This is a genomic window from Streptococcus sp. 23.2, from assembly GCF_016648665.1.
Taxonomy (GTDB): Bacteria; Bacillota; Bacilli; order Lactobacillales; family Streptococcaceae; genus Streptococcus; species Streptococcus salivarius_E.
This window is the reverse complement of sequence record NZ_JACLQJ010000010.1, coordinates 15,977-31,428: the sequence shown is the minus strand read 5'-3', so window position 1 is coordinate 31,428 and position 15,452 is coordinate 15,977. Positions and strand designations below refer to the sequence as shown.

The window sequence follows — 15,452 nt, the reverse complement described above, 5'->3', positions numbered from 1 at the left end:
CAAAAGAAAAATCCTCGAACATCTGTCCGAGAATTTTATCCGTATTATTTACGCTTTGGTGGGTTATGGATTGCTTCTCCAAGTACGTCAGCAAAGGCTTCGTACATGTTTTCAGAGAAGGTTGGGTGACCGTGGATAGATTGCAAGAGCTCATCTACAGTCAATTCATTTTCCATAATTGTTGACGCTTCGTTAATCAATTCAGCTGCAGCCGGTCCAATGATATGAACACCAAGGATTTCATGGTACTTCGCATCTGCAACGACTTTAACAAAACCTTGAGCTTCGTTTGAAGCAATAGCACGTCCATTACCAGCAAAGCTTGATTTACCAATGAGGACATCACCATATTTAGCGCGTGCATCTTCTTCAGTAAGACCACACATTGCGACTTCTGGGTGTGTGTATACAGCAGCTGGTGTGTAGTCAAGGTGAGCCTTACGAACGTTACCATGCATAGCATTTTCAGCTGCAACTTCACCCATACGGTAAGCAGCGTGAGCAAGCATCTTAGTTCCGTTTACATCACCCGGTGCATAGATACCAGGGATTGATGTTTCTTGATAAGCATTCACTTTGATACGACCACGGTCTAATTCAAGGTTAAGATTTTCAAGACCATCCAACTGAGGAACACGACCGATTGAAAGAAGGGCGCGATCAGCTACAATCTCTTCACCATTATTAAGTTTAAGGGTCAATTGGTTGTTGGCTTCAACAATTTCAGAAACACCAACAGAAGTCATGATCTTCATACCCTTCTTAGCAAGGATTTTTTGAAGTTCAAGTGACACTTCTTTATCCATAGCAGGAATAATGCGGTCAGCCATCTCAACAACAGTTACTTCTACACCGTATGAAGCATAAACAAGACCAAGTTCGATACCAACGACACCACCACCCATAACAGCAAGTGATTTAGGCAATTCACGCAAGTCAAGGATATCATCTGATGTCATCACAAGTTGTGACTCAATTCCAGGGATATTGATACGTGAAACTTTTGATCCAGTCGCAAGGATAATATTACGTCCCTTGATTGTTTCTGAACCAATAGTAACTGTCTTATCTGGGTTAACTTGACCAAGACCATTGAAAATAGTAACCTTGTTAGCCTTCAAAAGACCTTGAACACCACCAGTAAGAGTCTTAACAACAGAGTTCTTAAAGTCAACAGTCTTATCCATATCGATAGTGTAGTTTGTTGACGCTAAGTTGATACCACGACCTGCAGCAATCTTAAGCCCATCAAGGATTTCTGCATTTTTAAGGTAGGTCTTAGTTGGAATACATCCTTTATTCAAACATGTTCCACCAAATTCAGATTTTTCAATGATAGCAACCTTACCACCAAGTTGTGCCCCACGAATGGCAGAATAGTAACCAGCAGGACCACCACCGACAACAATAATATCGTACTCATTATCAGCAAGTGGTGCTTTTTCTGCAGTAGCTGCTGGAGCAGCTGTGGCAGGAGCTTTAGGAACTTCAAGACCAGCAGATTCTAATTGAGCAGTTGCTTCTGCAACAGGTGCACTGGCTGCATTATCAGCCACAACTTCACCCTCTGCTCCAATATAACCAATAACCTCAGTAACTGGTACAGTTTCACCAGCCTGACGGGTAATCTTCAAAAGAACACCAGAATCTTCTGCTTCAAGTTCCATGTTCGTTTTATCTGACATGATTTCAAGAAGGATATCTCCCTCATTAACCACATCACCCTCTTGTTTCTTCCACTCGATGATTTCGCCTTCCTGCATGTCCACACCAAGCTTAGGCATAATAATCTCAAAAGCCATATTTTATGATACTAAGAACGCTAAAATGCGACAGAATTTTAGGAGTTTTACGTTAGTGTGCTTGCACACAAGTAAAACTATCTAAATTCCGAAGCATTTCGTTCGAGTTCAAATCAACTCAAACGCTTTAACGCCCTCTCCTTTCTATTTAAAACTTCAGTTTTCAGATATTTTTTTACTTAAATCAACAATTCCATTGGATTTTCAATCAAATGTTTTAAATCAACCATGAATTTGGCACCATTCATACCATCTACAATACGGTGGTCAATAGTCAAGCATAGACCCATGATTGGACGTACGACAACTTCACCATCAACAACAACCGGTGTCTGAATAGTTGCTGAAATACCAAGGATAGCTGAGTTTGGTTGGTTGATGATTGGATTGAATGACTTGGTTCCGAACATTCCCAAGTTAGTGATAGAGAAAGTAGAACCTGACATTTCTGCCGCCTTCAATTTACCAGCCTGAGCTTTCTTGATGACATCCTTAGAGGCCACCACAAAGTCAGACAAACTCATCTTATCTGCACCATGAACGACCGGTACAATCAAGCCATCATCGAGACCAACGGCAATACCGAGATTAACAAATTTGTGTAATTCGATATTTTGCGCATCATCAATCAAGGATGCATTGAGGTAACGGTGTTCCTCTTTCATAAGGGTACGCACAACTGCCAAACCAATCAAATCAGTGAAGGTCACCTTCATGCCAGTCTTATTCATGATTGGATCAAGGACTTGCTTACGAAGAGCCATAAGGTTAGTCATGTCCACATCGTAGTTAAGGGTAAAGGTTGGCGCAGTTAAGTAAGAGTGCGTCATTCCCTTAGAGATAGCCTTACGCATAGCAGACATTGGGATAACTTCCACACCTTCTGGCAAGACTTTTTCTGGCTTAGCTTCAACCACAGGTGCAGCTGCAGCTTCCTTAACTTGGGCTGGGGCACTGATTGCAAGGACATCTTCCTTGGTAATTTTACCACCAAAGCCTGTTCCAGATACGCTAGCTAAATCAATACCAAGGTCCGCTGCAATCTTACGTGCCAACGGAGTTGCCTTAGGTTGAGCACCCTTAAAGTTCTCAACGTCATCAGCATGAACACGACCTTTTGCTCCAGTTCCTGGAACTTGAGCGAGGTCAATCCCCAACTCACGCGCTACTTTACGTGCTTTAGGTGTTGCACGTACTTTGCCACCTTCGTGTACGACAGGGGCTTGGGCTTGTGCTGCCACTACAGGTGCTTCCACAGTAGCAACTTCTTCAACTTGCGGAGCAGCTTCTGCTGCCGGTGCGCTCGCAGCATTATCAGCCACAACTTCACCTTCTGCTCCAATATAACCGATAACTTCAGTAACTGGTACTGTTTCACCAGCTTGACGGGTAATCTTCAAAAGAACACCAGAATCTTCTGCTTCAAGTTCCATGTTCGTTTTATCTGACATGATTTCAAGAAGGATATCCCCCTCATTAACCACATCACCCTCTTGTTTCTTCCACTCGATGATTTCGCCTTCCTGCATGTCCACACCAAGCTTTGGCATAATAATCTCAAAAGCCATATTTTATGATACTAAGAACGCTAAAATGCGACAGAGTTTTAGGAGTTTTACATTTAGTGTGCTTGCACACAAATAAAACTATCTAAATTCCGAAGCATTTCGTTTGAGTTCAAATCAACTCAAACGCTTTAACGCCCCCTCCTTTCTACTTTAAATTATATTTTCCGATACTCTCACAGTTAAATCAAGAAACACATTTTACTAGCGAGACATATCACTTAACCGTCGCTAGAAAGTTAGTTTCCTTTATTGGCCATCTTGATAATAGCAGCCTTAATCTTTTCAACATCTGGAAGAACCGCTTGTTCCAAGACACGCGCATAAGGTACAGGCACATCTTCACTTGCTAAACGTACAATTGGGTGGTCAAGGTAATCAAATGCTTCACTTTCAGTAACCATAGCAGCAATCTCACCGATGAACCCACCAGTCTTATATGCATCATTGACCAGCATCAGTTTACCAGTCTTCTTAACTGACTCGAAAATCAATTCCTTATCAAGTGGGATAAGCGTACGTGGGTCAACGACCTCAACGTTAATACCTTGTTCAGCCACTTCTTCAGCAGCCTTAAGAACACGTTCCAACATACGACCATATGTGACAATAGTAAGGTCAGTCCCTTCACGCTTGATTTCACCTTTTCCAAGTGGAATGTAGAAATCAGGATCTTGAGTCACTTCCTCTTTCTTACCGTAAAGTGCTTTTGGTTCCATGAAGATAACAATGTTATTGTCCTGAATAGCAGATTTCAAAAGACCTTTAGCGTCGTTAGCATTACCTGGAGCAACGACTTTAATCCCTGGAATGTGAGTCAACCATGACTCAAGAGATTGTGAGTGCTGTGCCGCAGAACCAATCCCTGAACCGGAAGCTACACGGAAAGTTACAGGAGTCTTCAAACCACCACCAAACATGTAGTTGTTTTTTGCACCATTATTAACGATAGCATCAAGCGCAATCGTGATGAAGTCCATGAAAGTCAAGTCAACGATTGGACGAAGACCTGTGATGGCAGATCCAACAGCTGCACCAGCGATAGCTGCCTCTGAAATTGGTGTATCTTTAACACGTTTTTCACCAAATTCTGCCAACATCCCAACTGATGTACCGAAGTCACCACCATAGATACCAACATCTTCACCCATAAGGAAGATGTTTTCGTCTTTACGCATCTCCTCGCTCATAGCAAGGTTTACTGCCTCACGCAAGGCCATCAATTTTGTTTCACTCATACTTGTATTCCTCAACCTTTCTCTTTAGTCTACCCATACATCTTCAAAGGCAACTGAAAGTTCTGGATCTGGGCTATTTTGGGCGAACTCATAAGCTGCATCAACCTCTGCCTTGACTTGGCTTTGGATAGCACCTAACTCTTCAGCGCTTGCGATATTTTCAGAAACGAGATAGTCACGGTATTTAATAATTGGGTCGTTATTGTTCTTCCACTCGTCAACTTCTTCCTTAGTACGGTAAACACCTGCATCAGCAGTTGAGTGACCAAACCAACGGTAAGATTCTACCTCAACGATAGCGGGACCATTGCCACCACGGACATGCTCAACAGCCTTGCCCATTGTTTCGTATACAGCCAAGACATCGTTACCATCTTCACAGTAGAAACCAGGAATACCATAAGCTTCCGCACGTGTATAAAGGTGAGGTGTGTTTGTAGCTTTATGAATATCCATTGAGATACCATAACGGTTATTGATGATAAAGAAGATAACCGGCAATTTCCAAGTAGCTGCCATATTGACTGACTCATGGAATGAGCCTTCATTAGTTGCACCATCTCCTGAAAAGGCCACAACAATGTTTCCTGTTTCTTTGTATTGCTGAGTGAGAGCTGCACCTACGGCAAGAGCATAACCACCACCAACAATACCGTTAGTTCCGTAGTTACCTTTTTCAAAGTCAGCCAAGTGCATAGAACCACCACGGCCCTTAGAAACACCTGTCGCCTTACCTGCAAGCTCCGCCATCATTTTATTCAAATCCATGTCTTGGGCAATAGATTGTCCGTGACCACGGTGATTTGAAAAGAAGATATCGTCATAGCTCAAGTGTTGAACAGCCCCAACGTTGGCTGCTTCCTCACCAACTGAAAAGTGAGTCATTCCTTGAACAAAACCACGACGAACCAATTTATTAATACGTGAATCAAATTCACGGATACGTTCCATTTTAGTGAACATCTCAAGATGTGTCTCTTTAGAAAGTTTTACCATATCGATCTCCTCTATCGAAATTTTACTATACATCTAGGATAGGTTAAAAAAACTTAATGGGCAAGAAATATGCTTGAAAAATGAAAAGCCTTACATCTTTATCACTTATAGGCAATTCGTATGCTCTTTTTGTTTGTGATATGGTATAATAGCATGATTGTATAGATTTTACCCGAATAGGAGAATATTTGATATTGAGTGATGTCATAATTCACGGGCTTACGGCATGTATAGCTTTTATTTTACAAATTATTATCTTCAAGGTGACCACGCAAAGGCCGCTTAGATACTGGATTATTATTTTAGCTGGTATAGCAATTTTTGCCTCTAGTTATTTGGGCATGTTGTATCCAAAATCCGGTTTTATTGCACTTGTACTCTTTCTAGCTGCCAAATCCTACAAAAATCTAAGACATACCATTTTGGAGACTTTCTTCATACCTTTCACCTTTGCCTTAACGGTAAGATTGGTCATTTTCCTGATTATTCCAATTTTTTTCCCTGCAGTCTTGGATTACTATTTTGCTGGTCCCTTTATTCTCTTTCTTGCTTTTTTACTTTGGTTTGCACAAAGTGCCCTTCTTCAGGTGGACTACTCTCGAATGATGCAAATTGATAAAGCAAGACCATGGTACAGGTCAACGTCTGTCGCTCTTTGTAGCTTAGCCTTTATTTACTTTGCTTCTGAACTCGTTTCAACAGACATTCACTTTACCATTGCCTTTCTTATCATTACGGCTCTGATTCTATCTAAGCAGGTTAAACTCTATAGAAAAGACCTCAATGCTCAAACACAAGCAGCCCAAGAGGAACATTCTCATCTTCTTCAAAAATCAAGCCAGAACATCAATACCTGGTATCAGAAAAAGACTAGCCAAGAGCTCTTCATCAAAGACGAAGCTGAAAACCTCTACGATATCATTCGTTTTCAACAAAATGAGGAAGCTCAGGAGTTAATTGACTACTTACTGACACCGAATCCGCTAGATAAGAAGATTGATCATTTTTATCGAGACAAACTAGATAATATTAAACTGCCAGATTTACAGGTACTCTTTGAAGCTAAATTTCTAAAGGCAAAAGAACTGGATGTTTGGGTTAGTATGGAGGTCCCAGAACCTATTACCGTCTATCCTATTTATCCTTTAGACTGGGTATATGTCCTATCAACTATCTTGGATCATGTCATTGACCAAGCACAAGATAGTGAACAGAAATACCTTAGCTATGCTTATTTTAAGGATGAGGATAGTCAACACTTTGTCGTTGAAAGTTCAAGCACTAAAGAAGATTCAGCTATTACATCTGATTTCTCTGATCCTGAACTAAAACGCGTCAATACTATTCTATCTACTTATTCAAACGTTAACATTGTTTCAAATACACGTGCTGGGATTTATCGCTTACAAATTGAGATTGACATGACTAAAGGAGGTTACAATGATTACTAATATTATCAATCCCCTCTTACAGGCTGTTAGTTTCATTTCTATTTGGTACCTCTACCAGACTATGTCTAAGATTAAGCCATTACGAGGACACCTTTTACTTCTATTTTTGTCCTATGTAGCTGCAGCGTCCTATTTTAGTCTCGTAAAAATCGTTGTGGACCCGCTTTTCTTCCTTGTTGCCGATTTGGCCCTTGTCAAAGAGCGTTCTTTCTATCATCGATTGCTTTACGCTTTTTATCCAACTATCCTTTTTGATATGGCAACACGACTACTTTCAATTGTCATTATCCCTCACGTCTTACATATCAAAGGTGATATTACCCTCAACACTAACTTACATATCTTGACCTACATCTTAGCACCATTAATCATTTACCTAATGCTTAAAATCTTCGCCGTAGACCTAAATCAGATGAGTAGTCTTGACGAAGCTTGGACTAGACGTAACTGGTTGCGAAGCACTGCCTTCCTAGCTGTCTATTATGTCTTCTTTACTGTTATCCATGGTCTTAACAGTATTCTTCCAACAGCAAATGACCCTAAAAATTTATTTGAAATAGTTTTTAAGGTCAGTCCTAATAGTTCTGTTATCTTAGTTCTCTATATTGCCCTACTACTATGGGATTTTTACAATTGGAACCAGGCTGTCCACCAACAATCTATCGATAGACTGAACAAAGAACGTCATAAATTGTTGGGTACTATGACTAACTATAGCAAATCCTTTATCCAGATTATTATGCAAAAGCAAACGTCCTTCGACTTATTCAAGAAAAATCTCAAGGAGGTTTCTCTTGCCTTGGAAAATGAAGATACTGCCAAAGCTACTAGTCTACTTGAGATTTATAAAACGGACAATGCTAGCATTGGTAATCCAGAGACTCAAGAAAACTTAGATAGGCTTAGCAATCCAATAATATCTAGTTTCCTCTCTAACCGCATTTTAGAAATGCGAGCTGCTCATATTGATATTGCTATAAACATCAGTCCTCAGTTTGGTGAGATCCCTTTATCTGACCTCGATTTATATCAACTGCTCCAAGCTTCGGAAAGAGCGATATTTAAACTACTTCGTCCTGATGTCAAGGTCAATAGTAGTTACCTTCAACTAGATCACTCACAACTCCTTGTTGTTGAATTACCAGTTTTGGCTGATAAGGTTAGCAAAGATAAAGAACTGAATGATTTAGTAAAGAGTTTGCCAAATGTTGACTATCGTATCGGTCTACATGCAGGTTATCTGACTCAAATTATTGAAATCTTTGAACCTGGTTATTAAGACGATAAAAAAAGAGCCAATGGCTCTTTTTTTGTTACTTTATATCTCTTCACACTAAAAATTCCTAACAGTTTAGAATGAAAGGAATTATTCGCCAAACAAAAAGACACCCAAAATCATATAGACTGAGTGTCTCTATTGAGAGTAAACTCCGACTAGCGTAGCTTAGAAGGCGCCACCACCGCCTCCTCCGCCACCACCAGAGAAGCCACCACCTCCAAAGCCGCCACTACCACTATTTGAATTGATAGAAAAGCTACTTACGGTATCTGAGGCAGAAACATAAGATTCTAGATAATTAACATTATTCAGCATAATAAATGGTGTCGCAGAATAAGTAAACTCATCTAGAGATGGATTACTGAGGTGAATGTTGTATCGTTTTAGCACATCACTAACTTTTTTCGCCTGTCCATAGAGTGTCGCATAAACCAAGATACGATTCCATAGGATGACAGATTCTAATTCTGACTCTTTAAAGCTAGGAATACTCTGAATCATATTTTTAAAGCTATGCCACTGGTAATACGTTGAAATTTGAGTTGAATCAAGACATCTCTGACGACGTCTTTTCACCAAGAACCAGAATAAAACGGTAAGTCCTGCTATAGGTAGTAGTCCGAGAATATAGTAAAAACCAACTCCTGATCCAAATGCACCAAATAAGAACAAAGTTGAAAGCATACAAATCATCATTGAAAGTACCAAAGCTGCTACTCCCAATATGTTAAATGTCTTTTCTTTCGCACTAAAATCTCTATAAATTTTAGGAAGTCCTAGCGCAAACTCCTCTTTTTCAACGCCTTTGGCTACTTGATAGCCGTCATTAGAGAATTGATATTTGACACGTTTTCCCTGAGAACGAATAGTTTCTCGCTCATAGCTTGTTCTAGCACTCTTGAATTGTTTTTCTAGAGAATCTTTATCAAGATAATAGCGCGAGAACATTTCACTATCTCTAATTTCCATGCGACCATCAAACAACATATCCAAGAATGACACTTCAAACGAAGAGAGACCTTCCTTTTCAATACGTGTCAGAATATTACTATCACCTTCTCGCCTAAAAGTGAGATAACCTCTATCAATCAAATCGAGGATGGTAGCTTGCACCATATATTTGAACTTCAAAAGACCCGTTTCTTCTTTTAGCCCTGTTTTATCGAAAGACTGATTATAAACATTCTTAGCTAAGACCAAAGGTGCTAAATCTTGAGGGGCTTCATAAAGACGTGCATCTCGAGGGAAAGAAGGTGTCCTCGTACTATAAAAAACAATGAGGTAACAGAAAATACCAATAAGAACAAAGCTTAAAATTACAAGTGGCACAATGACATAAAAAATGCGTCGGTAGTTTTCTTTAGACTTTTTGATATCTCTTTCTTTTTTAAAAAACTCTGCCTCATTTGTCTTATGTAATAAATAAGCCTGATTATTTTCCCGTAAAGCACTGGTCATTGGCCAGTAGGCATGTAATTCCAATTTACCTGATGATGGTAAATTGTCTACATGAACCTGATAACCTGTAGCAGTACGTTTAACCTGTGGGTCTTTTCCAAAATAGCCAGTGTGGGCATAAAGCTCTCCTTGACTTGCATCTAGACCATCAACTGTGAAATCAACCTGTCCAAATCCTTTATCCCAATCAGAGATTGGAAACCAATTTAAAACTGCAATATCTGAATATAGATTCAACAACTGTTGGATTTGCCAAGTAACTTTGAGGACAACCCTATCACCATCTGAACCTGAATTATAAACTTTGAGTTTAACACCATCATAAGAGTCTGTTTTTTCAACTGTAATATCTGTTTTTTCTTTCCCATTTACGGTTGCTGAAACCTTGGGATCATCCATAATAGAATAACCACCAATTTTCCCCAAGGTTACATACTGACCTTTATAGTCACTATCAAAATCATAAGTCACTTCCTGAGTAAACGTCGCATTACCATCATCATGTATAGAAAGGTGACCAACATAGGAAGGTAGACTATACTCTACCTCATCCTCGTCAGCTTGGACGTGTTGCAAAGAAAGTGGCAGAAAACAGGCTAACAAAACAGTTAAAGCAAGGTATTTAACAAGACCTTTCAGTATCTTTTTCATCATTTTGCTCCTTTAAGGACTAAAAAAGCAGGTGCAAAACCAAGTGTCTCGATGTGCCCTGCTCTGATCTGCTATTTAGGCTTGATAGACAATCTCACCGTCACAGATAGTGTATTTAACACTGCCCGTAAGTTCTTCGCCTACAAATGGTGAATTGGATGCTTTAGACTTAAAGTCTGCTGTGACCTGACGTTTTTCCTTGTCTGCAAAAATCACAAGGTCAGATGGTCCATTTTCAGCCAAATAACCAGCATCGAAGCCATAAAGATCAGATGGGTTGCTAGTCATTACTTTCAAGAGTTCCGTCAAGCTTAAGTGTCCTGCTTCAACCAAGTAGGTCAATCCAAGAGATAGAGATGTTTCAAGACCAGTCATTCCTGATGGTGCTTTAGTCACATCATCGACATTCTTTTCATCGGCATGGTGTGGCGCGTGGTCTGTGGCAATGACTGAGATGACTCCAGATTTCAACCCTTCGATGACGGCCTGACGGTCAGATTCCAAACGAAGTGGTGGGTTCATCTTGGCATTAGCACCTTTTGAGAGCAAGAGGTCTTCTGTCTTAGAGAAATGTTGTGGTGCCACTTCGGCTGTAACTTGTGCTCCAAGTTTTTGAGCAAATTCAACCACTTTTACAGATTCAGCTTTTGACAAGTGTTGAATATGAACATGGGCTTGTGTATCATAAGAAATCATGACATCACGCGCAATCATACTGTACTCAGCTACACCTGTTGCCCCACAAATATGGAATTCTTTTTTAGCAATATTTTCATTGAAACCGAGAATACCATTTAGATCAGGATCCTCCTCGTGAAGGCTGATAAAGGTATTATTCTCCTTAGCTAGCTCCATGGCTTTTTTGACAATACCAGCATTGGTCAATGGAATACCATCATCTGAGAATCCGACAGCACCGGCTTCAAGTAAACCCTTGAAATCAGTGAGGTTTTCACCATCAAAATTCTTAGTAATAGTCGCAACAGACTTAACATGGATATTTTCCTTAGCTGCCGAAGTCAAGACCTCCTCCAAGGTTTCCTTATCTGAAATCGTTGGATTAGTGTTAGCCATCATTACAACCGTTGTAAAACCACCAGCAGCTGCTGCCAAGGCACCAGTATGAATGTCTTCCTTATGAGTTTGACCCGGCTCACGGAAGTGAACATGGATATCCACCAAGCCAGGAGCAACCACAAGACCAGTCGCATCGATGACTTGAGCATCTCCAGCTTCGATATTTTCAGCAATCTTAACTACTTTTTTACCATCAACAAGAACATCAGCTTGCGTATCCAAACCAGACTTAGGGTCTACAACACGACCATTTTTAATCAGTAACATAATCTTCCAACTTTCTATTTTACTTCAACCAATCAATTGGAGATTGGCCTTGAGATACAAGGTAGGCATCGGCTTTTGAAAATGGCTTGCTGCCAAAAAAACCACGATAGGCCGACAAGGGACTCGGATGGGCACTCTCAATAATGGCATGTTTAGAGTTAGTCACTAGTGCCTTCTTCTTACGAGCATAGCCACCCCAAAGTATAAAGACAACAGGAGTATCCTTTTGATTGAGAACCTTAATCACAGCATCTGTAAAAGGTTCCCAAACCTGACCAGCATGCCCATTTGCTTGACCTGCTGGAACTGTTAGACAGGCATTAAGCAAAAGCACCCCCTGCTCGGCCCATGACGTTAAATCATGAAAGGATCTAGGACCTAAATCTTCCTCTAATTCCTTGAGAATATTTTTCAAAGACGGGGGGGCTGGAAGGCTATCAGGTACCGAGAAGGAAAGTCCCTGTGCTTGATGAGGCCCATGATAAGGGTCCTGACCAAGGATTACCACCCGCACTTCTTCAAACGGAGTCTCTAACAAAGCATTAAAAACCTTGTCACGCGGCGGATAAACCGTCCCCTGGCTATAAACCTGGTCCATAAACTGATTTATCTTTGAAAAATAATGGTCAGGCAGTTCCTCTTTCAGAAGCTTGTGCCATGTCGAATGTTCCATAAAAACCTCTTTTTAGACTGTTTTACACCCTAAATTATACCATAATTTGTAGGGAATATTCGGAAAATACTGAAAAAACAGCATGATTACGAAGCATTTTCTATCAAGTTTTAAAAATACATTACTCCACAAGTTTAAAGGGCTTACAACCTTTAACTCGTTATAGTTTTATGCTATAATTAGACTTGTATTTTAACAGAAAAGGTAACCCTATGACTACGTATGAAAATTTAAGAGCAGCCAGACGAGGTCCCATTGTCAGCATCGCTGCCTACCTTCTTCTTACCATTGCAAAACTTCTAGCTGGACACTTTTTAAATTCTAGCTCTTTGATTGCCGATGGTTTCAATAACTTGTCAGATATTTTAGGGAACGTGGCCCTACTCATTGGATTGCACCTAGCTAGTCAACCTGCTGATGCAGATCATAGGTTTGGTCATTGGAAGATTGAAGACTTATCAAGCCTAGTCACTTCCTTTATCATGTTCGTGGTAGGCTTCCAAGTCCTAATTCAAACAGTTCGAAAGATTTTTCTAAGAGAGGAAACTGTAGTCGATCCCCTTGGTGCAACCGTCGGAGTTCTTTCTGCTATCGTCATGTGTGGCGTTTACTTATACAATAAAGGACTTGCCAAAAAGCTGAAATCTAGCGCTTTGATTGCGGCAGCTAAGGATAATCTCTCCGATGCCGTAACTTCTATTGGAACGTCAATCGCCATTGTTGCAGCATCCTTCAACCTCACGATTATTGACTATATTACAGCCATTATCATTACCTCCTTCATTCTAAAGACAGCCTATGATATCTTCATGGAAGCAACCTTTAGTTTATCAGACGGTTTCGATGAGAGAAACCTCAAAGCCTATGAGAAAGCGATTCTTGAGATTCCAAAAGTCACTAAGGTTAAGAAGCAGCGTGGCCGTTCTTATGGTAGCAACGTCTATCTTGATATTGTGGTTGAAATGAATCCTGACCTCTCTGTTTACGAGAGTCATTCCATTACTGAACAAATTGAAGAGGTTCTCAGCAAGCGTTTCTCTGTCTATGACACTGATGTCCATGTAGAACCAGCTGCTATTCCCGAAGATGAAATTTATGGTAATGTCCTTCACAAACTCTCTCGCAATGAAAAGATTATTCTGTCAAAAATTCCTGACTATGAAAATCTCTTAGCACCAGACTTCTACTTAATCGATGAAAATGGTCACCACCACAATCGTGAAGAAGTTATTGCCAATCACCAACCACTTCTCAACAATTTTGACAGCTTCAAGATGACATCTGTTAGTCAAAAAACGAAATTAATTAGTTATGAGTTGGGAGGAAATTTCCACACTAGTATCTGGCGTCGAAATGAAACCTGGTTCATGATTTACCACCAAGTCACAAGGATAAAAAATGAAAAGTAACGAGCAAGCAAGCTCGTTTTTTTCTGCTTTCAAATAGATTTTGTGTAACATTCAATCGATTCTAAAAATTACATTAAAATACTAAATGTTAGGAAAACTCTAACTTTTATATGTTATAATGAAGATGTTTGTCACTACCGAATTTAGGGTTTTGACAGGCAAATGATACTAATAGATAAAAATAGGTTCTGGCAGCTACAGAACCCCATATATATTAAAGGAGACACATTGTGAAAAAGAAAATTGTTGCCGTCCTTTTAGCAGCTTGTCTAGCCCTAGCACCGAGTTTGTCTAGTGCAGACGAATTGATGGATATTACACGCGCTGCTGGTTATACTGAAGCCACTGAGGCTTATCGCCCCAAATCAACCCTCTTAATCGATGGAAATACCGGAGATGTCCTCTGGGAAGAAAATGCTGATGAGGTGCGTGACCCAGCTTCTATGTCTAAGGCCATGACACTTTATTTGGTCTTTGAAGCTATGTCTAAAGGAGAGATTTCTGAAGATACTGTTATTACAGCTACTCCAACCGACCAAGCTATTGCCGACATTTACGAAATTTCAAACAACAAGATTGTTGCGGGTGTTGATTATACCGTTTCAGAACTCATCACTATGACAGCGGTGCCTTCCTCTAACGTTACAACCGTGATGCTAGCCAACTACTTGACCAATAATGATCCTGATAAATGGCTAGACATGATGAATGAGAAATCTAAAGAGCTAGGGATGACCAATACCAAATGGTTCAACGCTTCTGGTGCTGTTGCTGTTGCCTTCAAAGGTTACTACAGTCCTCAACGTTACGATAACAACCAAACCAACCAAACTACTGCGCGTGATTTGGCTATCATGACCTATAACTTCATCAAGAAATACCCAGAAATTCTCAAGTACACTAGCAAACCTGTTGTCACAGTTAAAAAAGGAACACCTTACGAGGAAACCTTCGAGACTTACAACTACTCTATTCCAGGTGCCAAATACGGAATTGATGGGGTTGATGGGTTGAAGACAGGATCTAGCCCAGAAGGTGCTTTCAACTATATTGATACCATCAAGCGTGGTGATCAACGTATGATTGCTGTCATCATGGGTTCTGGTGATTGGTCTGACCAAACAGGTGAAGAGATTCGTCATACCTTTGGTAATGCTCTCGTTGAGAAGATGTACAAAGACTTCTCATACAAGAAAGTTCTTAGCAAGGGTGAACAAGAAATCGACGGTAAAAAATACAATGTCGAAAAAGACGTCTATGCCACCGTTAAAAAAGGTAAAGACCCTAAAATCTCTGTTAAAGATGATCACATTGTCATTGATAATGGTCTGAAGACAGTGTCACCTAATATCAAAGCTACTTCTGTTAAGGCAACTAAAGTTAAGGGATGGTTCGATTTTGGAAGTAACCAGAAAGATAAAAAGGCTACTAAAACAACAGATAAGAGCCAACTCCCAGTTTATTTCTGGTTGCTATGTCTTGTCCCTGTTGGACTCCTCTACTTGATTTACCATAATGAAAAAGGACGTCGTCAAAAAGTTAAAGAACGTCGTCAAGCAAGACAAATGAATAACTAAAAGAACGTG

The 15,452-nt window shown here is 40.2% G+C and carries 11 protein-coding genes; 4 read left to right on the top strand and 7 right to left on the bottom strand.

Going from position 1 to position 15,452, the window contains the following annotated elements:
- Positions 1-44 precede the first annotated feature (44 nt).
- The 4 genes from lpdA to H7T98_RS06480 form a co-directional block, all read right to left on the bottom strand.
- On the bottom strand, positions 45-1,802 hold the full coding sequence (gene lpdA, locus H7T98_RS06495; RefSeq protein WP_049546003.1) for a dihydrolipoyl dehydrogenase: 1,758 nt from the start codon (positions 1,800-1,802) through the stop codon (positions 45-47).
- Positions 1,803-1,981: 179 nt separating this feature from the next.
- Positions 1,982-3,370: a dihydrolipoamide acetyltransferase gene (locus H7T98_RS06490; protein WP_049545883.1), complete on the bottom strand. Its 1,389-nt coding sequence runs from the start codon at positions 3,368-3,370 to the stop codon at positions 1,982-1,984.
- Between the two features lie 236 nt (positions 3,371-3,606).
- On the bottom strand, positions 3,607-4,605 hold the full coding sequence (locus H7T98_RS06485) for an alpha-ketoacid dehydrogenase subunit beta (protein ID WP_013990622.1): 999 nt from the start codon (positions 4,603-4,605) through the stop codon (positions 3,607-3,609).
- 24 nt (positions 4,606-4,629) lie between these two features.
- Complete coding sequence (locus H7T98_RS06480; protein ID WP_049545846.1) at positions 4,630-5,601, bottom strand: thiamine pyrophosphate-dependent dehydrogenase E1 component subunit alpha; 972 nt, start codon at positions 5,599-5,601, stop codon at positions 4,630-4,632.
- Positions 5,602-5,942: 341 nt separating this feature from the next.
- Between H7T98_RS06480 and H7T98_RS06475 the strand changes: the two genes are divergently transcribed.
- Positions 5,943-7,052, top strand: coding sequence for a hypothetical protein (locus tag H7T98_RS06475; protein ID WP_239667990.1), 1,110 nt, complete (start codon positions 5,943-5,945; stop codon positions 7,050-7,052).
- Positions 7,042-8,331 (top strand): hypothetical protein, encoded by a 1,290-nt coding sequence (locus H7T98_RS06470; RefSeq protein WP_201061523.1) that lies wholly within the window; start codon positions 7,042-7,044, stop codon positions 8,329-8,331. The genes H7T98_RS06475 and H7T98_RS06470 overlap by 11 nt, the downstream gene beginning before the upstream one ends.
- A 165-nt stretch (positions 8,332-8,496) precedes the next feature.
- Here H7T98_RS06470 and H7T98_RS06465 read toward each other — a convergent pair whose 3' ends face one another.
- From H7T98_RS06465 to H7T98_RS06455, 3 genes are all read right to left on the bottom strand, one after another.
- Complete coding sequence (locus tag H7T98_RS06465; protein ID WP_201061521.1) at positions 8,497-10,440, bottom strand: DUF2207 domain-containing protein; 1,944 nt, start codon at positions 10,438-10,440, stop codon at positions 8,497-8,499.
- A 75-nt stretch (positions 10,441-10,515) separates the two neighbouring features.
- Complete coding sequence (locus H7T98_RS06460) at positions 10,516-11,784, bottom strand: dihydroorotase (protein WP_201061519.1); 1,269 nt, start codon at positions 11,782-11,784, stop codon at positions 10,516-10,518.
- Between the two features lie 19 nt (positions 11,785-11,803).
- Positions 11,804-12,457, bottom strand: coding sequence for a uracil-DNA glycosylase (locus H7T98_RS06455; RefSeq protein WP_201061518.1), 654 nt, complete (start codon positions 12,455-12,457; stop codon positions 11,804-11,806).
- A 212-nt stretch (positions 12,458-12,669) separates the two neighbouring features.
- Between H7T98_RS06455 and H7T98_RS06450 the strand changes: the two genes are divergently transcribed.
- A complete protein-coding gene (locus tag H7T98_RS06450; RefSeq protein WP_201061516.1) occupies positions 12,670-13,866 on the top strand; it encodes a cation diffusion facilitator family transporter in 1,197 nt (398 codons plus the stop codon).
- Positions 13,867-14,096: 230 nt separating this feature from the next.
- Complete coding sequence (locus H7T98_RS06445) at positions 14,097-15,443, top strand: D-alanyl-D-alanine carboxypeptidase (RefSeq protein WP_201061514.1); 1,347 nt, start codon at positions 14,097-14,099, stop codon at positions 15,441-15,443.
- Positions 15,444-15,452: the final 9 nt, after the last annotated feature.

Excerpts from the sequence above, each read along its gene's own strand:
- lpdA (WP_049546003.1), bottom strand. The coding sequence starts at position 1,802 with ATGGCTTTTGAGATTATTATGCCTAAGCTTGGTGTGGACATGCAGGAA.
- H7T98_RS06490 (WP_049545883.1), bottom strand. The coding sequence starts at position 3,370 with ATGGCTTTTGAGATTATTATGCCAAAGCTTGGTGTGGACATGCAGGAA.
- H7T98_RS06485 (WP_013990622.1), bottom strand. The coding sequence starts at position 4,605 with ATGAGTGAAACAAAATTGATGGCCTTGCGTGAGGCAGTAAACCTTGCT.
- H7T98_RS06480 (WP_049545846.1), bottom strand. The coding sequence starts at position 5,601 with ATGGTAAAACTTTCTAAAGAGACACATCTTGAGATGTTCACTAAAATG.
- H7T98_RS06475 (WP_239667990.1), top strand. The coding sequence starts at position 5,943 with ATGTTGTATCCAAAATCCGGTTTTATTGCACTTGTACTCTTTCTAGCT.
- H7T98_RS06470 (WP_201061523.1), top strand. The coding sequence starts at position 7,042 with ATGATTACTAATATTATCAATCCCCTCTTACAGGCTGTTAGTTTCATT.
- H7T98_RS06465 (WP_201061521.1), bottom strand. The coding sequence starts at position 10,440 with ATGAAAAAGATACTGAAAGGTCTTGTTAAATACCTTGCTTTAACTGTT.
- H7T98_RS06460 (WP_201061519.1), bottom strand. The coding sequence starts at position 11,784 with ATGTTACTGATTAAAAATGGTCGTGTTGTAGACCCTAAGTCTGGTTTG.
- H7T98_RS06455 (WP_201061518.1), bottom strand. The coding sequence starts at position 12,457 with ATGGAACATTCGACATGGCACAAGCTTCTGAAAGAGGAACTGCCTGAC.
- H7T98_RS06450 (WP_201061516.1), top strand. The coding sequence starts at position 12,670 with ATGACTACGTATGAAAATTTAAGAGCAGCCAGACGAGGTCCCATTGTC.